Raw genomic sequence first — 20466 nt, 5'->3', positions numbered from 1 at the left:
CCTTCCGGCGGATACACTCGCAGTCATGCTTCTTCCGCTGGTGCAGCTTGACAATGTGAACGTGATCGCCGGGGGCCGAACCCTCCTTTCAAAGATCGATCTGACGGTTCGGCCCGGCGAGGCGCTGCGGCTTTCCGGCCCCAATGGCGGCGGAAAGACCACGCTGTTGCGTCTGCTGGCGGGCGAAATCGCTCCGGTCAGTGGCACGCGGGTCTACCGCCTGGGTGGCGAACTTCAGCGTTCGGCGGTGCAGGCGCGGCGCAGGCTGTCACTGGTCGGGCCGGACGCCGAGGCGTTTTACCTCACCCGCGAGTGGGTTCAGACCGTGCGGGACGTGCTGCTGGCCGGGTTCGCGGGCGAGACGCTCAACCTCTGGGAGGCCACGCCCGCCGCCCTGGCCCGGCTGGACGAAGTCGTGGCCTTGACCGGCATCTCGGGCTTTTTGGAACGCGATTTCCGGATGCTTAGCCACGGTCAGCGCCGCCGCGTCATTCTGGCCCGCGCCCTGATGCCTGCCCCCGAACTGCTGCTGCTCGACGAATTCACCGACGGCCTCAGCGTCCAGGCCCGCGCCGAACTAGGGCCGGTGCTGCGGCAAATCGGTCAGGCGGGCACAGCGATTGTGTTGGCGACTCACCGCCCAGAAGAAGCGCCCGACCTCGACTGGCGCACGGTGTACGTGCAGGGCGGGCAGATCGTGGGGGAGATTGCGGCGCAGCTTCAGCAGGGGGCTTTACCGCTGCCTGCTGCGCCTGCCACGGGCGACCTGATTCGCCTCCGGGAGGCCGAGGTCTACCGCAACGGCCACCGCGCCCTGGGGCCGCTGACCTGGACCTGGGAGGGTGGGCAACACTGGCTGGTCACGGGCGAAAATGGCAGCGGCAAAAGCACCCTGGCCCGCCTGATTGCCGGAGAATTTCACCCGGCGCTGGGTGGCCGCGTCGAGCGCCCTTACCTTGAACGCGACCTGCTCGGCGAGCGGCGGCGCAGCGTCGGGCTGGTCGGGGCCGAGCTGGGCATCCGTCAGCGCACCAGCCGCTCGGGGCACCCGTGGCTGGGCCGCGACGTGGTCGCCAGCGCTTTTACTGGCAGCGAGGGCTTTACGGGAGAGCTGTCGCCTGAGCAGTGGGCACAGGTCGAGCAGATCGCTGAGCGCCTATCCGTGACCGATCTGCTGGGCCGCGAAGCCGCCACGCTTTCGCAGGGGCAATTGCGCCGCCTGCTGCTGGCCCGCGCGGTGGTTCACCGGCCCCGCCTACTCCTTCTGGATGAAGGCGTGGATTTTCTGGACACCGCCTCACGCGCCCGTTTTCTAGAGTTGCTGCCGGGCCTGGCACGCGCCGGAACGCACATTATGGTCATCGCTCACCGTGAAGGAGACGCCCTGGCCGGAATGACGCACCACCTGCACCTCGACGCGGGCCGGATCGAGAGCGTCACGGCGCTAGGTTGACGGGTAAGACGGATTCCGATTGATTCGGTGCAGTTCTGAATCAATCCGAGCGGATGTGAGTAGGAACAGCATACGGGTTTCGCGGTATGGAGCCACAGACGGCGATTTTCCGACTGTGGCGGAATTTAGCGGAATCCGTATAAGACGGACCGCGCTCCACACCGCCCAGTCCGTCTGCTGTTCCTCCTCGCGTCCGCAGTCCGTATAGGCTCCTGCCGGGTGATGACCAGTTCATCGCCCCGAGCAGACTGGCTAAGCTGCGAAGCAGAGCGAGCAGGAGCCTACCGGATTTCGGGCGCGGAGTGCTCAACCCGGTGCCCTTGCGGGTTGTTAACGGCAAGTCCCTGTCAGGTTGTAGCTCGGCCCGGCGCTATGCTGGCCGCATGACCTATGAATCGTTGAGCGCCGCGCAGTTGCGTCACTCCGACAGCATCAAGTGGAACCAGTACGACGAGGGCGTGTTGCCCATGTGGATTGCCGACATGGATTTTCCGGTGGCCCCGCCTATCTTGCGGGCGCTGCATGAGCGGCTGGAGCGGCCCATCGGCTATGCGCCGGGCAACGACGCCACGCTGGTCGGGTTGCTTCAGGCCAAGTTCGCCGCGCAGGGCCTCGGCGGACTGAGCAGCGAAGGGATGCACTTTCTGCCAGGGGTCGTGCCGGGCCTGTACGCTGCTGTCAACGGCCTGACCGCGCCGGGCGAACATGTGGTCACCATGACCCCGGTCTACCATCCCTTTCACCTCGCTATTACCCACCTGGGGCGTAAAGTCAGCAGTGTGCCGCTCATCGACGGCCCGGAGCGCTGGGAAATCGACTGGGACGCACTCGACGCCGCCTGTGCCCACACGAAGCTGCTGATGATCTGCCACCCCCATAACCCGACCGGGCGCATCTGGGACTCCGGTGAACTGCGTAGGCTGCGGGAACTGGCTCTTAAGCATGACCTGTACGTGGTTTCCGACGAGCTGCACGCCGACTTGCGCTACACGTCGGCCCCCTTCGAGGCGTTTGCTGCCGACCCCCGGACGCAGCCGCGCACGCTGACCCTGACCGGGCCGTGCAAGGCCTTTAACACTGCTGGTCTGGGCATTGGCGTGATGGCGACCCACAACACCGAGTTGCTGGAACGCGTCAAGACCGCCGTTAGTGGCCTGATGGGTCACCCCTCCGCGCTGAGCCAGACAATGTGGAAAGCGGCGCTGCAAGAGGGCGGCCCCTGGCTGGCCGGGACGGTCGAGTACCTGAAAGGCAACCGCGATTTGCTGTACACCTTTGTGCAGGAGCGCCTGCCGTGGGTCCAGTTTCACGTTGTCGAGGCGACTTATCTGGCGTGGCTTGATCTGCGCGGTCATGCCGAGGCCGGGGATATTCAGAACTTTTTGCTCAAAGAAGGCCGGGTGGCTATTCACAACGGCCCCATCTTTGCTCCCGAGGAACAGCAGGGCGAGTACCAGGGATTCATTCGGGTCAATTTCGCTATGCCGCGCCCTATGCTTCAAGAAGCGCTGGAGCGTATGGCAAAAGCGCTGGCCTGAGCGCTGCCTGATCGGGAGCGCCCGGTTACAGTTAGAGCATTTTGCAAAAGGGTGGTGCTCTTTTGACCATCTTTTTGCCGAGTGGAACGAGTGAAAAAGAAAGAGCAGGACGTAGAATGAAGGGGGCGGTGTTGTTCCGACGTGCCCATCATTAGCAGAACTGCTCTAGGTTCTGGCCACCATACAAACCGAATCCGTATTAGCCCATGGGCCGCATGTGAGCACCCCCGGATAACGTGAGTCCCCACAGGAAAACCCCCCTTTCACCGGGCAACAGTGAAAGGGGAGAGGAGAGCAAAACTGCTGGGGCTTTAGCGCAGGCTGGCGGGCACAGGCACGGTGTCGATGATATACACGTTACCAGTGGCGGTAGTGGTGAACTTCCCGTTGCTTACGGCGTCACCGTATTTCAGGCTCGCGCCGTCCCGGGTAATGGTGATTTCCGAGCCTTCGAGGGTCTTGAGAGGCGCGGCGCTCAGCCCAGCCGCGTCGGGGTGTCCGGTCACGATCAGGCCCTGCAACAGAGTCTTGAGCTGGGCCTTATTCTTACGCCACGCAGCGAGCTTGGCCTGGTCAAGTTTGGCGAACGCGTCGTTGGTGGGCGCAAAGATGGTGTAGTCGCCCGAGGTCAAGGTGTCGGAAAGGCCAGCGGTGTTCAGCAGGTCGCGCAGTGTGCTGAGCTGGGGGTCGGTCGTCAGGTAGGTGGCAATATTGGGCGGGGTAGGCGTCGTATCTGCCGCCACGGCCTTAATGTCAGGCACCACGAAGTCGGTCGGCAGCAGCACGGCGTCGATAGGGTAGATCAGGCCGTTGCCGCTGGTCAGTACCGTGCCCAGCGTGGCCGAACCCAGATCAATGTCGGTGCCTTGCAGGGTGGTTAGGCCCTTGCCTTCGGAAATCTGGCTGGTGGTGACCCGGCGGGCCAGAACGTGGTACTGGAGCAGCTGCTTGAGGGCCTTGGGGTCGCTGCGGACTGCGGCCAGCACGCCGTCGGGCAGGTTGTCGAAGGCGTCGTTGGTCGGGGCAAAAATGGTGTACTCGCCGGTCATCAGGCTGTCGGTCAGTCCCGCGTCGCTGATCAGTTCGCGCACGGTGCTGAAGCGCTCGTTGTTAACCAGCACGTCGTACACGGTGGCGCTGCTGGTCGCGGTGGTGCTGGTGTTCGCTGCCGCCGTGGTCGCGTTGGTCGTCGTGATAGTGCTGGTCGTCGTGGTGATCAGTGCGCCACTCGCAGGCAACGCTGGAATAGTGACGGTCATGGCTGGAGCAGGTGCAGGAGGGGTGGTCGTGGGTACAGCGGGCGTCGGTGCAGCGGGCGTCAGCGTGGCGGTGGGGGCCTTGACAGTGGCGGCTACGGGGGGCAGCAGCACGGTATCGATGACATGCACGATGCCGTTGCAGGCGATCAGATCGGCCTTCGTGACGGTGGCGTTATTGATCATCAGCTTGTTGCCCTGGGTGCTCACTGTGATAACTGAGCCTTGCAGGGTCGTGCCGCCACGGACGCCGCGAATCTGCTTGGCGGTGGCTTTTTCGCCGACCACGTGGTACAGCACCAAACCGCGCATCACCGACGGGTCGTTCAGCGCGGCGGTCAGTGTGTCGCTGGGCACCTTGGAGAAGGCCGCGTTGGTCGGGGCGAACACCGTAAGCGATCCAGCGCTGCTCAAGGCATTTTTCAGGCCAGCGGCGTTGATAGCCGTCGCCAGGGTGCTGAGCTCGGGGTTGCCTGTTACGATCTGTTCCACGCTCTTGCAGGTGGGGTTTTTGCCCACAGGTGCGCCAGCGCCACCGGCCAGCGCGGGAGAAACGAGCATCAAGCTCAGGGTCATCAGGCCAATTTGCTTCTTCATGAAGTCACCTCAGAATTTGGTTTTGGATAGGTCTTCCGCCTCTCAATTGACACTACCGCCCGGAAAAATGCAACCTGCGGCACCCTTTATCTTTCAGGCAAGGGGCCACGGCCCGCTACTCTGGCTGCCGCCAACCCCCTATACGACAGGGTTTTTGGGCTGAAGCGTGCCAGAGCGCCGGGCCGCTTAAGTCAATTGGCCTACTCCGGCCTGCCGTCTGTTTCCGTTAACGACCCGCGCGGTAAAGGGCACTGGCACCGGGTTGCCAACTCCACGCCCGGAACCCGCTAGGTTCGCGCTCGCTCTGCGGCGCAGCTCTAGGCTTTCGCACTGGCCTGCGCTCGAATTGAATCTGGTTGATTCGGCTCAAGCCCGAATCACTCCGAGCGAACGCGAGGAGGAGCAACAGACGGACTGCGCGGTGTGGAGCGGCAGTCCGTACCGCCTGACCTATTTTGCTTACTTTCCAAAGTACTCCGGCAACTCGGCCTCGGTAATCAGCACCTCACGCGGTTTGCTGCCCTGGTGCTTGCTGACAATCCCCATCGCTTCGAGCAGGTCCATCAGTTTTCCGGCGCGGGCGTGGCCTACGCTCAGGCGGCGCTGCAACCTCGACACGCTGCCCTGCCCTTCCTCGATACAGATTTGGGCGGCTTGGCGCAGATACGGGTCGCTGAAATCTAGGTTGTTCTTATCGGCGCTTGGGCCACTGGCTTCGGTCCCGCCCTCGAAATCTGCTCCGTACGCCTCGACAAAGGTGTCCTCGAAGACCTGACGGCGCAGTTCCTCGGTAATCCGCACCGACTCGGCCTCACTGATGTACGGCCCTTGCAGGCGCAGCGGCTTGATCAGGCCGGGCTGATAGAACAGCATGTCACCCATACCGGTCAGGCGCTCGGCCCCCACGCTGTCCAGAATGGTGCGGCTGTCGTGGCTGCTGCTCACCGCGAAGGCGATCCGGGCGGGCACGTTCACCTTGATCAGGCTGGTCAGAATATCTACGCTGGGGCGCTGCGTTGCCAGAATCAGGTGCATACCGGTGGCGCGGGCCATCTGGGCCAGGCGCATGATCGCCGATTCGACTTCCTTAGGACTGGTGATCATCAGATCCGCCAGCTCATCGATGATGATGACCAGATGCGGCAATTCGACCTCGCCCACCTGCCGCATCTTGGCGTTGTACTGCTCCAGGTTTTTGGCCCCGACCGCGCTCATCATCTTGTAGCGCCGCTCCATGTGCGCCACCGCGCCCAGCAGCACGCCCGCCGCATCGACCGGATTGGTCACCACGCTGCGAACCAGGTGCGGAATGCCGTCGTAGGGCGTCAACTCGACCATCTTGGGGTCGATCATCAGAAAGCGCAGTTCGCCCGGCAGGTACTTGAACAGCAGGCTGGTAATCAGCGTGTTCACGCACACCGACTTGCCCGATCCCGTGCTGCCCGCCACCAGCAGGTGCGGCATTTTAACGAGGTCGCCGACCATCAGTTCACCGTCGATGCTTTTGCCCAGAATGATCGGCAACTTGGCGCGGGTGTTGCGGAAGCTAGCGGCCTCGGCGGCCTGGTGAAACGTGACTGGTTCGCGCTCGGCATTGGGAACTTCCAGCCCGATTACGCTTTTGCCGGGCACCGGGGCCTCGATCCGCACGCCGCCTACTGCCAGAGCGCGGGCGAGGTCGTTCGACAGGCTGGCGATGCGGCTGATCTTCTCGCCAGGCGCGGGTTCGATCTCGTAGCGGGTCACGGTGGGGCCACGCGCAAAGTCAACCACACGCGCCTGCAAATTGAACTGCCGGAGGGTCTCGTCGATCAGGTTGGCCCGCTGTCTGGCCGCCACGTCCATCTGGGTCGTGTTCAAGGCCGCCGCCGGAACCGGGTCAAGCAGCTCATAGCCCGGCAGTGCCAGCGGTAAAGCCCCCTGACGCGTCCCCTGCGGCTGGGACGGGGCCAGATGTTCGGCGCTGCCCGGCAGGGTGACGGTTTTGCGGGGGGCGTTTTTGGGCGCAGCCACCTCATCGTCCCAGGGCGCGGCCTGGTGCTGGACGGTGTTCTCGGCGGCCTGCACGCCGCCCCCACCCAGAAGTGGGCTGGTTCTGGCTGGCACGGCGCTCAGGCTACGCCCTTGGCGCGTCGCCGGTGGGCCGAAGGGCATGTCTTCCTCGTCGTCCCACGGGTCTAGACCAGCTTCCAGGTTCTCCAGGCTGCCGGGGTGCTGCCCTGCGCGTGGCGCGGCGGCTTGTAGCCGCTTCCCTTCCGGCGCAAGGGTTGGCCGGGGTGCGGGGCCGGGTTGCAGGCTCCCGAAGTCCATATCCATCACAGGCAGTGCCGCCTTTGCCGCTGCAACCGGTTGCGCGGGCGGCGAAAGGGCCTCCTGCGCCTGGTTCAGTCTGGTGCGCCACAGCGCCTGATCGGCCAGGGTGGTCTCCGGGGCCGAGCGAATGGCCTGGGCCAGCTGGGTCGCTACGTTGGTCGGCGCACGGTCAAAGGCGGCGGCCAGGTCGGGCCAGCCGGGATAGTCGTGGGCCAGCTGACTCCAGGCCACAAATTCTTTCTGCAACTCGGCCCACCCGGCCACGCGCCCCTGATGGGCCGCCTGCTCACGCGCCAGCACGCTCTGGTCGGCTTTGGCCAGCGCTTTCTCGGCGGCCTTGCGCTCACGTTCCAGCCGCCCGCCCCGGAAGGCCAGCCGTTGCAGGTCCTGCACAGCCCGCCTGCGTACCACTTCCAGCTCTCCACTGGCCTGCGTGCTTGCCAGCGGCACACTCAGTTCGTGGCGGCCCGCGTTGACTTCCTTGAGCAGGGCCTCGGCGTCGGCTGCGGCGTCAAGCGCCTCGGTCAGCACTGCTTCACGCAGGTCGCGGGCGGCGTTGGCGACAAAGGCTCCGGTCATGCCCTTCCAGCTTTCCAGATCGCGGGCGAGGTGGCCCAGACCGGTTTCGTCCTGCGACTTCACCGTTTTCTGGGCGGCGCGAATCTCGTCATACTGGCGTCTTAGCGCCGGATCAGCCGGAAAAATCTTGCGCAGGTCACTCAGTTCACGGGCGTGGGCGGCCAGGTTCAGGCGGACGTCCTGGCGGGCCCTGGCGGTTCCCTGGCCTTCTTGCCGCGACTCGATTACGCCCTGGACGCGGGTGGTCGCGCCGCCCAGCAGCCGACTGATCCAGCGAAACAGAGTTTTAAGCAGGTGCAGCGGGCGCAGGCTCAGCATAATTTCCAGGCCCAGCGTCAAGCTGACGAGGGGCAGCAGCGCCGCCACATAGCCGATGGCCCCGGCCAGTATGCCGATGCTGCGGGCCGCCAGCAGTCCTGCCGCGCCCGGCTGAAAGACCTCATGCAGCGCCAGGAGCGAAAGAACCACGATGACGGCGCCCAGAGTGCGGCGCGACAGGCCACGCATACTGCGCCCCAAAAAAACCATGACGCCGTAACTGAACGGAATGATGGGCAGCAGGTAAGCGCCCCAGCCCAGCCAGCCAACCAGAAATGCCCGCATCAGGTCCATGAGGCCGATGGCCGTGCCCGCGCCGCCGCCCAGCGGTTTGCCGGACGACGGGGCAAACAGAGTCACTGCCAGAAAGATGCCCAGAGCAAACAGGACGAGGCCCAGAGCTTCCCCATCAAAACGACTCGCCTGGGGAACAGGTGTGCGAGTCTTTACCGCCTTCGACATAGCCAGAAGTTTATACGCTATTACGCCGAGAAACAGGTGTTCCGCTTCCAGAACGTCCCTGGGGGCAGTCGGCATTTGTCGCGGGCGGCCTGCGCCTCAGCCGCGCATCTGGCGGTGCGTTCGCCACACCGAGAAGCCCAGTTTCTCGTAAAACGGCGCAATGCCGGTCCAGTCGATGCCCATCACTTCGGCTCCGCGCCGTTGCAGGCGTTGCATGGCCGCCAGCATAAAGGCCCGCCCCAGGCCCCCGCCGCGTAGGTCAGGGTGCAAGCCGACCGGTCCCAGGCCGCCCACCCTGGCCGCGTCACTCAAACCCCGCCTGAGTGCTGCGGGATACAGCACACTCGGCAAGATGACCGGGTCATCCCCAGTGCCGATCACGGCAAAGCCGACCACCTGTGGGCCACGGGCCAGCGCCAGCACCTGATGGGGGGCCAGCTGCCCGGTGGCCCCGGCATCGTAAGTCCAGCGCGGACTGAAGACCTCACGGGTCAGGCCCAGCACTCCCTCCAGCACTCCGGATTCCGTGGCATCGGTCACGCGCAGCCCCGCCGGAAGTCCCGGTTCCGGCAGGGTCACGCGCAGGTCGCGGCGCAGATCCACCGGCTCCGACCCCGTCAGGCGAAACCCGCACTGCTGCCAGAAGGGCACACTTTCTGGCGTGGCCCCGGCAAAAAAGTGCCCGCGTTCCTCGCCCAGCGCCAGCGGCATAGTCCCCAGACGCCCACGCATCTGCCCGACCAGTTCGCTTCCCAGCCCGCGCCTTTGCCACTGCGGTTCCACCAGCAGCAGCCGAATGTACCCGTAAGGATGCGTTTCGGGGGACCTGTAGGCCGCCAGCGCGATCAGTTGCCCCGCTGTGCCCCGCCGCCAGAGCAGCTCTGCCGGGTTGTGCAGGCGTGCGCTCAAAGCGCGTTCATGGGGCACCAGCCCAGGCAAGCTGCGCTGCCACAGGCTCATTGTCTCGCTGAGGGTCGGGGGCACGGTCATCTCAGAACCCAGTGGGGGACTGGCCGGGCAGCTGACGCTCGCCGCGCAGCCAGCCGATCAGGGCGCGGCGGGCCTCGGGCCGGAAGCCGTAGGTCAGTACGGCGGGGGCGTTTATGTCCAGCACCGCGTAAGGGTTGTACAGCGCCAGATGCAGGTCGGGCTGTGCGCCGCGCCACCCCGGCTGCCGGTGCCGGAAGGTGCTGGCCAGAATAACCGGCTTGCCACTTGCTTGTGCCGCCGCCCAGTCGATCTGCTCCGCTTGCTCGAAGGGCATAAGTTGCACGTCGTACACCTCGCCCAGTTCACGCGCCAGCGTTTCGGCGTCGGCGGCGGCCTCGCTGACCGTCTCGCGCTGCGGTGTGCGGTGGGCCAGCAGCAGCACGGCCTGGCCCGGCTCCGGGGCGGTGGGCTGGCGGTAGGCCGTCATGCCTCTGGCCCAGGCTTCGACAGTATCGGCCTGATTACGAGTATCGGCCTGGTTATGAGTGTCCGCCCCGTCGTTGGCGGGTTGCGCCGCCGGGTACGCTTCCGCCAGGGCTTGCAGCCGCCGCACCTTGCGCTCGGCGTCTAGGGGCAGCAACGTTCCGTCTCTCAGCGCCCCGGCAATCGCTTCCAGCGTCGCCACCTGCGCTTCCCGGCGGCCCAGGGCCATAACCAGGTCGGCTCCGGCCTGAAGCGCCAGCACGCCCGCCTCGCCGCGCCCGTAGTGGTCGTCTATGGCCTTCATGCCCATGCTGTCGGTCACGATCACGCCGTCATAGCCCCACTCCCCGCGCAGCAGCTCAGTCAGGATGGGCCGGGAGAGGGTCGCCGGATGCTGGGCGTCGAGCTGATCGAACACGATATGCGCGGTCATGATGGCCGGGGTGTGTGGCAGCAGTTCGCGGAAGGGCCGCAGCTCGCCCGCTTCCAGCTCGGCGCGGGACTTGCTTACGTGCGGCAGGTCATGGTGACTGTCCTGGTGCGTGTCGCCGTGCCCCGGAAAATGCTTGACGCAGGCCGCGATCTGCTCACTTGCGTGCCCGCCCAGCGCCGCGCGACCATGCCGGATCACGTGGTCGGCCTCAGCTCCGAAGGCCCGCTCAGCGATCACCGGATTGGCCGGGGAGCTGTTGATGTCCAGTACGGGCGCAAAATTCCAGTTGATGCCCACCGAGCGCAGTTGCCGCGCCAGCAGCGCGTTCATTTCGCCGGTCAGCGCCGTGTCGTCTGCTGCGCCCAGGCTCATGGCGCTGGGCACAAAGGGCCAGAACGCTGGGCGGATGATCGCGCCGCCTTCATGGTCGAGCGCGATCAGGGCGTGTGCGCCCATCACCTCGCGTAGCTCGGCGCACAGTGCGCTGAGCTGCGCGAGTGACTCGATATTTTTACCGAACAGACAGACCGCCTGCACGCCGTACTTTTTCAGATGTTCGGCGGTGTCCTGGTCAAGCACTGGGCCGGGAATATCGACCATGCACAGTGCGCCGGGCTGAATCAAACTGGGGTTCACGGTTCCCAAGGTAACGCAAGTCCCCGGTGCTCAGCGGGCCGCTCAGCGGTTATGCTGCTCCCTATGCAACCCGAGCGCGTTTCTCCTGCCCTCGCCCCCCTTCTGGAACGCCTGCGCGGTCATCTGATCGTCAGTGTTCAGGCCGATGAGGGCAGTCCTCTGCGCGACCCTTCGCATATCGTCGCGCTTTCCCGGGCGGCCTTACTGGGCGGTGCGGCGGCCCTGCGGCTGCGCTCCGGGGAAGATATTGGGGCGGTGCGGCAGCAGACGGGCGTTCCCATTATCGGCCTGACCAAGCACGATCACCCCGGCACCCAGGTTTACATTACTGCTACGCCCCCTGAAGTCGCGGAGGTGGCGGCTGCCGGAGCCGACATCGTGGCTTTCGACGCCACGGAGCGTCCCCGGCCCTACACCGTGCGGGCGCTTACCGAAGCCGTTCACGCCGCCGGAAAACTGGCGATGGCCGACATCAGCACGCTAGAAGAAGCTCAGGCGGCCTACAGCGCGGGTGTAGACATCGTAAGCACGACCATGAGCGGCTACACGCCCTACAGCCCGCAGCAGCCCGGGCCTGATTTCGCGCTGATGGGCGCCCTCAAAGCGGTTGGCCTGCCCTTTATCGCTGAAGGCAAACTGAACACCCCCGAGCTGGCTGCCCACGCCCTCAAAGCAGGTGCCCTGTGCGTGGTGGTCGGCAGCGCCATTACCCGCCCCGACCAGGTCACGCGCTGGTTTGCCGACGCGATACGCAAAAGCCAGAGGGAATAGAAAACAAAACAGCAGGCCCCAGTTACGGGGTCTGCTGTTTAACGCTCAGCTGCTGTTTAGAACTTGACGCCCTGCGACTTCAGCAGGCGGCGGGCGGTCTGGGTGGGCTGGGCACCCTGGGCGAGCCAGTACTCGACGCGCTCGTTGTTGACCTTCAGGTAGTTCTCAGAGGTCTTACGAGGGTCGTAGTGGCCGAGGTTCTCGATGTAGCCACCGTCACGCGGACGACGGGCATCGGCAACGACGATACGGTAGTGGGGGTTATGGGTAGCACCGAAACGGGACAGACGAATTTTAACCATTGCAAAAGACCTCGGGAGTATTTGTTTTGAGGGTAACGTCCCCAGGTTAGGCTGGAGAACATACGCCCGTCAGCAGCCAGAATCGGAGCGCACCGAACAAGTGTATCACAACTTGGGTGGATAGGCAAGTCATGTGCGAGCCTTTCCTGTATAGCTCACCGGCCTAACGCTATTTAAACACCGGGCTGACCGCCTGCCCGTTTTGCCGCAGCTGAAAGGCCATTCGGCCGGCGCCGAAGATGGGACTGCCCCCGATAATGCCCACCGCTGCGCCGCGCTGAACCCGGTCGCCCGCCGTGACACTGGCGTTTTGCAGCCCGAAATATCCGGTGACGATGCCCGAACCGTGGTCGAGCAGAACGACCCAGCCGAGTGAAGCGTAATAGGTTGCCGCCAGAACATTGCCTGTCAGGGCGGCGGTGGCCTGTGACCCCGCCGGGCCGCTGATAAGCACCCACTGCGCCCCGTTGGTGCCGTAGGGCGCGGCTATCTGTCCGCCACTAAGAGGAAAACCGACCGCTTCGGCGTGGCCTACGGGGGGTAACGGCTGGGCCTGGGCCCGGGTGACGACCTGCGCCCTGGCCTGCTCGGCCCTGATTTTGGCCTGGCGCTCACGCAGGGCCTGGCGCTCGCGTTCCAGGGCCAGCTGGCGTTGCCGCTGCACCTCGGCTGCCGCAGCCGCTGCCGCCCGTTCGCGGGCCAGCTGCGCCTCGCGGGCCTGGCGCTCCTGCTCGGCCCGAAGTTTTGCCAGCCGGATCGCCTCCAGGCGGGCGCGTTCCTGTTCGGCGGCAATGCGCCTGGCCTCAGCCACTCGGCGCTGGCGCTCTTCTTCCAGGCGCTTTTTACGCTGGGCCTCGATGCGGCTGCGCTCCTGCACCACCTTGCCGACCAACTGGTCGATGGACTGCACGGTCAGCGCCTGCTGCGCCTGTGTACGGACCGCCACCGCGTGCTGCCCCGCCGCCGAGCGCCGCAATTCGGCCAGCAGAGTCTGCTGCTCGGCGCGGCTCTGGCGCAGCTTCGTCAGTTTTCCGGCCCGCTCGGCCTGAAGGTCTTTCAGGGTCCTAGCCTGCTCGGCCTGCTGCGCCTGCTGCACCTGCAAATTGGCCGAGGCCTGTTTCAGTGCATTGATGATCTGAACGTTGTGCTGCCCGGCAAGATTGGCGTAATCCAGCCGGATCAGCAGATCCGAAAGGCTCCTTGACTGGGTCATCAGCGCCAGATACTGCCCACTGCGCTGGCGGTACAGGGCAGACAAAATGCCGCGCACATTGGCCTGCAAAGTCCCTACCTGCGCCTCGGTCACGCTGCGGCGCGAGGACAGATCCGCCAGGGTCTGCTCGGCCAGACTGACTCTGGCCGTTACGTTCGCCAGGTCATTTTCAAGGGCAGCTACGCTGTCGGCCAGAGCGTCGAGCCGTGCCAGCGCCGCTTTTTGCTGCCCACTCAGATTTTGCAATGTGGCCCGCAGGGTTTCGAGCTGCTTGGCCTGCTGGTCGTTCAGGTTCTTTTTCTGGCGCAGGTCGTGTTGTAACCGCTCCAGGCGCTCACTGGTGGTCTGAGCCAGCCCGGAAAAACCCGTTAGAAGCAGTAGCGTGATTCCCAGGGCAGCCGCCCGCTGCCGGTGGCCTACCGGCCTGCTCACTCCAATTCCCGCAGGTAGCGGCTGGTGGCGAACAGGCTGCCCAGTAGCCCGATGACGATGCTCAGCAGGGCGATACCCACCAGAATCGGCGCAATAGTGTTTAGATCGGTCACGATAGGAAAGACCGGAACCAGCTGCGCGACCCGTTTCGCCAGTTCCAGATAAGAGGCCGCCAGCACCGAAACAGAGACTACGGCGGCGATCAAACCGACCAGCACGCCTTCGATCAGGTGCGGCATCCGGATGAAGGCGGGGGTCGCCCCCAGCAGCCGCATCACGCCGATTTCGTTGCGCCGGGCGAACATGGCGACCCGCACCGCATTCAGAATGTTGAACAGCGTGCCCAGCAGCAGCAGGGCCACCAGCCCGTATCCCGCCGTGCGAATGGCGTTCAGGGTCTTGACGGCGGGATCCACGTAGTTCGCCCCGTACTCGACGGTAGCGACGCCCGGCAGGGCCTGCACGATATTGGCGATGCGCCGCGAATCCTGCACCCGCTCGACCCGCATCCTCAATGTGTTCGGAAACGGGTTTCCGGCGAGGGCGGCGGCGTCGCGGGCATACGGATAATCGCGCGTCATCTCGGCCAGCACCTGCTCGCGGCTGACCAGCCGGGCGTCGTGAACCCCCTGGTACAGCTTGACCTGACCGAGCAGCGCCGGAATGTTGGCGTCGTCTTTCAAAAAGGCAGCGACCTCGACCTGCGCTTCGAGCTGTTCCAGGGTCCGGTTCACGTTCAGCGTCAGCAGCAGCACCGCGCCCAGCACCAGCAGCGTAATGGTCATGGTGGTCAGCGTCGAAAAGGTCGCCGTGAAGTTGGCCCGCATCGCCAGTAGGGCCTGGCGCAGGTGGTACATCATAGGCTGTAGCCGCCGTCCGGATCGTCGCGCACCAGTCGGCCCTTACGCAGCGTCAGCGTGCGGTGCCGGAAGGTCTCGACCAGTTCGCGGGCGTGGGTTGCCACGACCACGGTGGTGCCGCGCAGATTCACGTTCTGCAAAATCTTGAGCACCTCGCGGCTGTTTTCGTGATCGAGGTTACCCGTCGGCTCGTCGGCCAGCAGCAGCGGCGGGTTCGACACGATGGCCCGCGCAATCGCCACGCGCTGTTGCTCGCCCAGCGAAAGCTGAAGCGGCAGCGCCTGTTTCTTGTGTTCCAGTCCCACCGTTCGCAGCGCCGTGGTCACGCGCTGGGGCCATTCCCGCTGCGGCACGCCGATCACGCGCAGGGAAAAGGCCACGTTGTCGTAGGCGTTCAGGTGATGCAGCAGCAGGTTGTCCTGAAAGACCGTGCCGATGCGCCGCCGCAGCAGCGGAGTCCGGCGACCCCGGTAGCGGCTGAGCGGCTCTCCGGCAATGCGGACCTCGCCGCGCGTGGGCAGCGCCCGCTTAAGCACCAGATTCATGAAACTGCTCTTGCCTGCGCCCGAATGCCCCACCAGATAGATGAATTCACCTCTGGCGACCTGCATCGTCAGGTCTTCGAGGGCCAGCGTGCGGGTCACCGGATACTCCAGCGTAACGTGGTTGAAGTCGATCACGGCAGACTCCGGGAAGGTTCGGGAGGGAAGAGGGCGGCTATCGGGCGATCAAAAACCATGCTTACCCCGCAGCATAGCCCAGCCGGAGGCGCGAACCATGAAGGGGGGGCCGCCCAGTGACCGGAGCCGGGCCGGTCAAAGGCGCTTTTTGCGTGCCCAGAAGGTCAGCAGCTGGGCGTACATCTTTGTGCGGGCCTTGACGCCGTTCCACCAGCCGCGCTTTTTCTCCTTGACCACCTGGGCGACTTCGGGCAGCTCGACATAATCCCAGCGGGCCTCGGTACTTTTAAGGTACGCAGTAATCGCCGGTTCCGGCCAGCGCTCCTTGCCCAAGTGCGGCACATCCAGCAGCCACGCGCGGCGGCAGGCCCGCTGCCCGCTAAGATGCGGGGTCAGCTTGTTGCCCCAGTCGGTCACGAAGCCGCCCCCCTCGAACACCCCGATACTCATGTCGAGTTCGCCACTCAGGACAGGCCGCAGCAGGGTCAGCAGGTGTTCACGGGTCAGGCCGGTCAGGTCGGCGTCAAGCATGACCACGAATTCGGCGTTGGTCGCGTGCAGCGCCGCTTCCAGGGCTGGCCCCTTGCCGCCGTTGGGTTGCAGGTCAACCACCTTCGCCCCGGCTGCTCTGGCCGCGCCCACTGTGTTGTCCGCGCTGCCGTCAGAAGCGACCACGACCTCCGGGGTCAGCTCCAGACTAATTTTGACCACCTCTCCCACGGTATATTCCTCGTTGAAGGCCGGAATGACTACCGCCACCGACGGGAGCGGGCCAGCGGGCTGGGCAGAGGGATCAGGCACACGCATCTCAAAGGTCATGTTAAGCGATCTGGCGGGCCGGGCGTTCAGGCGTCGTCAGCTTCAGGGCCGTTCTCGGGGCCGGGCAACTTCACGCCGGGGGCCAGTGCCCCGTGCATCAGCAGACTGAAACGGTCCTGCCAGTCGCGCAAAACCTCCCGCTGATCGCGGTAGCCGCCGTGCATCAGGGCCAGCAAACAGGCGTCCACGAACAGGGCAGCCAGCAGGCGGGTATCGGCGTCGCGGTGCAGGTGGCGCTGGTCACGCATGGCGCTTAGCACGGGTTCGACCAGCGCCACCAGCGTAAGCGCGGTCTGCCGCTCAACGGGCATCTCTAGCTCTGCCGCGTCCGCTGCTGGCGAGCCTGTCGTCTTTGGGCGTGGTGAAGTGCTGTGCGCCGAGCTACTCAGCACCGCGCTCCCGACTGCGCCGACCAGATGGCCGTAGCGCACGCCCAGATCGGCCATTCGCTCGGTCACCAGTTTCCAGACGGCCTGGGGCGCAGTGCCGCTGTTCAGCCGCCGCAACGCCTCGTTGCGCGTGTCGGCCACCGAGCGCTCGAAGTGGGCCAGGAGCATGTGCGTTTTGCTCGGGAAGTACCGGTACAAGTTAGTGCGGCTCACAAACGCGGCCTGGGCAATGTCCTGGGCGCTGGTGTGCTCCAGCCCGAAACGGGCGAACAGCTCGAAGGCCGCGCGGGCAATGCGCTCGCGGCGGGCTTCGTCCTGTTCACTGCGGTCTACCTTCACCGGCTGAGTCTAGCGCCCTGAACCCGCTGCAGTGATCCGTTGCCCGGAAACAGCCGGGGCGCTGCTGGGGGGGGCAGGCGGCTTTCCAGACTCACGCCTTTTACCATACCGTCAAATACGCCAGCTCCGCAGTAAGCCGCCGTACTGACATTCACCTGACGAAATCTCTAGATTCACTGCACCGGAGTTCCTTTCACACGACTTCGGCACAACAATAGTAGGTCTTACAAGGAGCGTGACTATGCACATCTACAAATTGTCGGGTCGAAACGTCGAGGTCACTGAGGCCATGCGGGATTATGTCGAGGAAAAGCTCTCCAAGCTCGACCGATATAACGAGCAGATCACCGACGCGCGGGTTACCCTGACAGTTCGCGATGTGCGTGACGCCGGACGGCGCAACCGGGTCGAAGTGCAGGTCAACGTGCCTCACGGAATTATCCGCGCCGAGGAGCACCACACCGATATGTACGCCGCCATCGACAAGGCGAGTGACGTGCTCGAACGGCAGCTGCGTAAATTCAAGACCCGCTATATGCGCCAGCGCAGCCAGGAAGTGCCCACACCCGCTCCTGGTCCGGCAGAGGCCGCAGTCCTTTCCGGTCAGGACAATGTCAGTGAATTCAGGCCCGAAATCGTGCGCCAAAAGCGCTTTACTCTACGGCCCATGTCGCCCGAGGACGCCGTGGCCCAGATGGAAGCCCTCGATCACGATTTTTTTGTGTTTAAGAACATGACTTCGGGATTGACCGGCGTGGTCTACCGCCGCAAAGATGGCCATTATGGCCTGATCGAGCCGGGCTTAGGCTGAAGCGCCATTGCCAGAGCATTTGAAAAGAAGTTGTCTGGTCGCCTCACCCTGCAAGTAGCTCTGCAAGTCACCGAACCCTCTTACTCCGCAGCTTTGCAAGGCCCGCAACGGGGGAGGGTGAGCAGCGCAAGACATTTCTATGGGACTCAGATCAATGTCAATCAGATGCTCTGATAACCAGACACGGGGTCATTCCAGAGACTCATTCCAGAGACAGGGTGACCCCACTGTATAGCTGTCTCCAGGTGGGTACATCTTTTCTATATTTGCCGCCGCGCAGTGCTAGGCTGGCGGCATGATCGTGCACGTGATCAATCCGGGGAGCAGCAACGTGAAACTCGCGTGCGCCACGATTGAACCTAGCCTTAACCCCGCTTTGCCGGGTCAGCTTCGTCTAACTTTGGAACGGGCTGAGTTGCCCCTTGAATCATTTCCCAGTGCTGAAACGCTGGACGCTCTGATCGCCCAGATCGTCGAACTGACCCGTGACTGGCCCCGGCCCGACGCGGTGGTGGGGCGCGGTGGGCAGATCGGGCGCGTGCCTGCGGGAACCTACCGCCTGACTCCCGAACTCGCCGGACGTGCGCTGGAACGCGGTGGCTACGAACTCCCGGCTAATCTGGGCGGCCCACTGGCCCTGAAGCTGGCCGAATTCTGGAATGTGCCCGGCTTTATCGTGGACCCGCAGAGCGTAGACGAACTGCTGCCCGAGGCGCACATGACCGGGGTCGCGGGCCTGCGCCGCGAGGCCCAGTTCCATGCGCTCAATGCCCGTCTGGTGGCCCGCCGCGCCGCCCACGAAATCGGCAAGACCTTCAGGGAAGCCCGCATTGTGGTCGCGCATCTGGGGGCTACCAGCAGCGTCACCGCCTTCGAGCATGGCCGCGCCATTGATACCACCGGCACCGGGCCAGACGGCGGTCCCATCGGTGCCCAGCAGAGTGGGGCCTTACCTACCCGCGCCATTCTCAGCCTCGCCGAAACGCATACCAGGTCTGAGCTGCTGCACCTGCTGACCCGTGAAAGCGGATTCAAGTCGCTGGCAGGTACGGCCAATCTCAAGGAACTGGAGGCGCGGGAGGCCGAGGACACCGTGGTGCAGGCCGCGACCGCCGCCTTCGTGCATCAGGCGTGCAAGGCCATCGGTGAACAGAGCACCGCTCTGCCAGGCCGTCCCGACGCTATTGCCCTGACCGGCGGCATTGCCAGATGGGACGCTGTTGTCGACCGCATCGAGCGCCGCCTAGCCTGGATCGCCCCGCTGGTCGTGGTGCCCGGAGAGCTGGAACTCGAAGCGCTGGCTGAGGGTGTCGGGCGCGTCATGTTCGGTGTCGAGGGTCTGCGGGACTGGACTCCGGCGGGCGTGACGACCCAGGCGGCGACTCCGCTTTTTCCGCTTCTCTCTAGCGACTTTGCCTAAATGCCGCGCCGACGCCCTGTTTCCGCCCATGAACCGATTCGCGCCACCAGCATGTGGCGGGTGGATCAGGTTTTTCTGGCGCGGCGTGGGCAGCGTATCGAGGTCATTTCTTCGCTGGTTAACGACCGGGGCGGCCTGCGAAACCTCAGCTATGTCGCGCCCACCGACGACCCGCGTGAGGCGGTGCGCTACGCCGCGCGGCACGTGGCTGGGCTGGGCAACGTCAGCAGCGCCCAGAATGCGCGGGTGCGCTGGGCACGCGAGCAGCTGGTGAGCCTCCAGGATGAACTGATCCGTGACCGCGACCTTGAGGATGAGTTTCTTGACCAGTTCGGGGAAACACTGGCGGCGGTGCGCGACCAGTTACGCTAAACATAGAGCAGTTCTCTGAAATGATGGGATTTCGGAAAAACACCGCAAAACACCGCCGCCCCCTTCATTCTATGTCCTGCTCTTTTTCTTTCACTCGTTCCACTCGGCAAAAAGAGGGTCAAGAGAGCACCCTCACAATGCTCTAAACCCCGTTGTCCAGTTGTCTGTTATCCGTAGGTCTTGCATTTTCTTCTCAATGGCGGTAAGCTGCTTACTCGTGCGCCGCTTCGGGAGATACCCGGCGGCTGGAGAGTTTCCCCCCAATTCTGGTCAAGCGTTTGCTGGTCAATAGGGGACTTTCCCGAAAGGACTACAAATGAACTTTGATCAACTGATCGCGCCTGAACTCGCGGCGCGTCTCGCCGAACGCGGTATTACCGAAGCCAGTGCTATTCAGCTCGATGCCCTACCTGTCGCCCTGAACGGCCAGGACCTGATTGGCCGCGCCCGCACCGGCACCGGCAAGACCCTCGCCTTCGCCCTGCCCATCATTCAGAAGCTCGAACCTAGCCGTGAGCGTGGCCGCGCTCCCCGCGCCATCGTGGTCGCCCCGACCCGCGAACTTGCCAAGCAGGTCGCCGACGAATTCAGCAAGAGTGGCGTGAACCTGACCACCGTCACCGTCTACGGCGGCGCGAGCTACGGCCCGCAGGAAAATGCTCTGCGGCGCGGTGTAGACGTGGTCGTGGGGACCCCAGGCCGCCTGATTGACCACCTCGAACGTGGCAACCTCGACCTGACGGCCATCGAATTTGCCGTGCTTGATGAAGCCGACGAGATGCTCAGCGTGGGCTTTGCCGAAGCCATCGAAACGATTCTCAAGACCACCCCCGCCGAGCGTCAGACTATGCTGTTCAGCGCTACGCTGACCAACGATATCAACCGTCTGGCCCGCAACTACCTGCGCTCGCCCGTACTGATTGATGCCGTGGGCGAGGGCAAGAGTCAGGCCGCGCAGACTGTCGAGCACCTCAAGGTCAAGGTGGCCCAGGCGTTCGCTCTCGGCCACGGCTTCTTCCCGCAGCGCACTCATGATGTCGTAGATGGCCCTGCGCCCAGC

General features: G+C 64.4%; 17 protein-coding genes. 7 read left to right on the top strand and 10 right to left on the bottom strand.

Annotated features, from left to right (window positions below; genetic code table 11):
- Window positions 1–25: 25 nt before the first annotated feature.
- Complete coding sequence (locus tag QZ269_RS03935; RefSeq protein ID WP_291424527.1) at window positions 26–1453, top strand: ATP-binding cassette domain-containing protein; 1428 nt, start codon at window positions 26–28, stop codon at window positions 1451–1453.
- A gap of 383 nt (window positions 1454–1836) precedes the next feature.
- Entirely contained in the window at window positions 1837–2991 is a 1155-nt protein-coding gene (locus tag QZ269_RS03930) for a MalY/PatB family protein (protein WP_291424525.1), read from the top strand.
- A gap of 311 nt (window positions 2992–3302) precedes the next feature.
- Here the strand turns inward: QZ269_RS03930 and QZ269_RS03925 are convergent, their stop codons facing one another.
- From QZ269_RS03925 to QZ269_RS03910, 4 genes are all read right to left on the bottom strand, one after another.
- Window positions 3303–4844, bottom strand: a complete 1542-nt coding sequence (locus QZ269_RS03925) for a fasciclin domain-containing protein (RefSeq protein WP_291424523.1) — start codon at window positions 4842–4844, stop codon at window positions 3303–3305.
- Window positions 4845–5303: 459 nt separating this feature from the next.
- The gene (locus QZ269_RS03920) at window positions 5304–8516 is read right to left on the bottom strand and encodes a DNA translocase FtsK (RefSeq protein ID WP_291424521.1); all 3213 of its coding nucleotides are present in this window, start codon (window positions 8514–8516) and stop codon (window positions 5304–5306) included.
- A gap of 96 nt (window positions 8517–8612) precedes the next feature.
- Window positions 8613–9506 (bottom strand): GNAT family N-acetyltransferase, encoded by an 894-nt coding sequence (locus QZ269_RS03915; protein ID WP_291424519.1) that lies wholly within the window; start codon window positions 9504–9506, stop codon window positions 8613–8615.
- A 1-nt stretch (window position 9507) separates the two neighbouring features.
- Window positions 9508–10998 carry a glycoside hydrolase family 3 protein gene (locus QZ269_RS03910; RefSeq protein WP_291424517.1) on the bottom strand — a complete coding sequence of 497 codons (1491 nt, stop codon included), beginning with the start codon at window positions 10996–10998 and terminating at the stop codon, window positions 9508–9510.
- Window positions 10999–11061: 63 nt separating this feature from the next.
- On the opposite strand from QZ269_RS03910, the gene QZ269_RS03905 reads away from it, so the two are divergent.
- Window positions 11062–11769 carry an N-acetylmannosamine-6-phosphate 2-epimerase gene (locus tag QZ269_RS03905; RefSeq protein ID WP_291424515.1) on the top strand — a complete coding sequence of 236 codons (708 nt, stop codon included), beginning with the start codon at window positions 11062–11064 and terminating at the stop codon, window positions 11767–11769.
- A 56-nt stretch (window positions 11770–11825) separates the two neighbouring features.
- Here the strand turns inward: QZ269_RS03905 and rpsP are convergent, their stop codons facing one another.
- The 6 genes from rpsP to QZ269_RS03875 form a co-directional block, all read right to left on the bottom strand.
- Window positions 11826–12071: a 30S ribosomal protein S16 gene (rpsP, locus tag QZ269_RS03900; RefSeq protein WP_291424513.1), complete on the bottom strand. Its 246-nt coding sequence runs from the start codon at window positions 12069–12071 to the stop codon at window positions 11826–11828.
- A 169-nt stretch (window positions 12072–12240) separates the two neighbouring features.
- Entirely contained in the window at window positions 12241–13716 is a 1476-nt protein-coding gene (locus tag QZ269_RS03895; protein WP_291424511.1) for a murein hydrolase activator EnvC, read from the bottom strand.
- The gene (locus tag QZ269_RS03890) at window positions 13713–14576 is read right to left on the bottom strand and encodes an ABC transporter permease (RefSeq protein WP_291424509.1); all 864 of its coding nucleotides are present in this window, start codon (window positions 14574–14576) and stop codon (window positions 13713–13715) included. The genes QZ269_RS03895 and QZ269_RS03890 overlap by 4 nt, the downstream gene beginning before the upstream one ends.
- Entirely contained in the window at window positions 14573–15256 is a 684-nt protein-coding gene (gene ftsE / locus QZ269_RS03885; protein WP_291424507.1) for a cell division ATP-binding protein FtsE, read from the bottom strand. Before ftsE ends, QZ269_RS03890 begins: the two co-directional genes overlap by 4 nt.
- 135 nt (window positions 15257–15391) lie before the next feature.
- Window positions 15392–16057, bottom strand: coding sequence for a glycosyltransferase family 2 protein (locus QZ269_RS03880; RefSeq protein WP_291424505.1), 666 nt, complete (start codon window positions 16055–16057; stop codon window positions 15392–15394).
- Between the two features lie 44 nt (window positions 16058–16101).
- On the bottom strand, window positions 16102–16803 hold the full coding sequence (locus QZ269_RS03875) for a TetR/AcrR family transcriptional regulator (RefSeq protein ID WP_291424503.1): 702 nt from the start codon (window positions 16801–16803) through the stop codon (window positions 16102–16104).
- Between the two features lie 241 nt (window positions 16804–17044).
- On the opposite strand from QZ269_RS03875, the gene raiA reads away from it, so the two are divergent.
- From raiA to QZ269_RS03855, 4 genes are all read left to right on the top strand, one after another.
- Entirely contained in the window at window positions 17045–17614 is a 570-nt protein-coding gene (gene raiA / locus QZ269_RS03870) for a ribosome-associated translation inhibitor RaiA (RefSeq protein WP_291424501.1), read from the top strand.
- Between the two features lie 295 nt (window positions 17615–17909).
- A complete protein-coding gene (locus QZ269_RS03865; RefSeq protein WP_291424499.1) occupies window positions 17910–19034 on the top strand; it encodes a butyrate kinase in 1125 nt (374 codons plus the stop codon).
- On the top strand, window positions 19035–19406 hold the full coding sequence (locus QZ269_RS03860; RefSeq protein WP_291424497.1) for a hypothetical protein: 372 nt from the start codon (window positions 19035–19037) through the stop codon (window positions 19404–19406).
- A 316-nt stretch (window positions 19407–19722) separates the two neighbouring features.
- Window positions 19723–20466 (top strand): DEAD/DEAH box helicase (locus tag QZ269_RS03855; protein ID WP_291424495.1); only part of this gene is annotated, 744 nt, incomplete at its 3' end.

The sequence above is a fragment of the Deinococcus sp. genome (assembly GCF_018260405.1).
Classification (GTDB): Bacteria; Deinococcota; Deinococci; order Deinococcales; family Deinococcaceae; genus Deinococcus.
The sequence above is the reverse complement of the archived record's forward strand: the minus strand, read 5'-3'. Positions and strand labels throughout refer to the sequence as shown.

Bases quoted from the DNA above. Each gene is read 5' to 3' on its own strand.
- QZ269_RS03935 (WP_291424527.1), top strand. From the start codon at position 26: ATGCTTCTTCCGCTGGTGCAGCTTGACAATGTGAACGTGATCGCCGGG.
- raiA (WP_291424501.1), top strand. From the start codon at position 17,045: ATGCACATCTACAAATTGTCGGGTCGAAACGTCGAGGTCACTGAGGCC.
- QZ269_RS03915 (WP_291424519.1), bottom strand. From the start codon at position 9,506: ATGACCGTGCCCCCGACCCTCAGCGAGACAATGAGCCTGTGGCAGCGC.
- rpsP (WP_291424513.1), bottom strand. From the start codon at position 12,071: ATGGTTAAAATTCGTCTGTCCCGTTTCGGTGCTACCCATAACCCCCAC.
- QZ269_RS03890 (WP_291424509.1), bottom strand. From the start codon at position 14,576: ATGATGTACCACCTGCGCCAGGCCCTACTGGCGATGCGGGCCAACTTC.
- QZ269_RS03930 (WP_291424525.1), top strand. From the start codon at position 1,837: ATGACCTATGAATCGTTGAGCGCCGCGCAGTTGCGTCACTCCGACAGC.
- QZ269_RS03920 (WP_291424521.1), bottom strand. From the start codon at position 8,516: ATGTCGAAGGCGGTAAAGACTCGCACACCTGTTCCCCAGGCGAGTCGT.
- QZ269_RS03860 (WP_291424497.1), top strand. From the start codon at position 19,035: ATGCCGCGCCGACGCCCTGTTTCCGCCCATGAACCGATTCGCGCCACC.
- QZ269_RS03865 (WP_291424499.1), top strand. From the start codon at position 17,910: ATGATCGTGCACGTGATCAATCCGGGGAGCAGCAACGTGAAACTCGCG.
- QZ269_RS03905 (WP_291424515.1), top strand. From the start codon at position 11,062: ATGCAACCCGAGCGCGTTTCTCCTGCCCTCGCCCCCCTTCTGGAACGC.
- QZ269_RS03925 (WP_291424523.1), bottom strand. From the start codon at position 4,844: ATGAAGAAGCAAATTGGCCTGATGACCCTGAGCTTGATGCTCGTTTCT.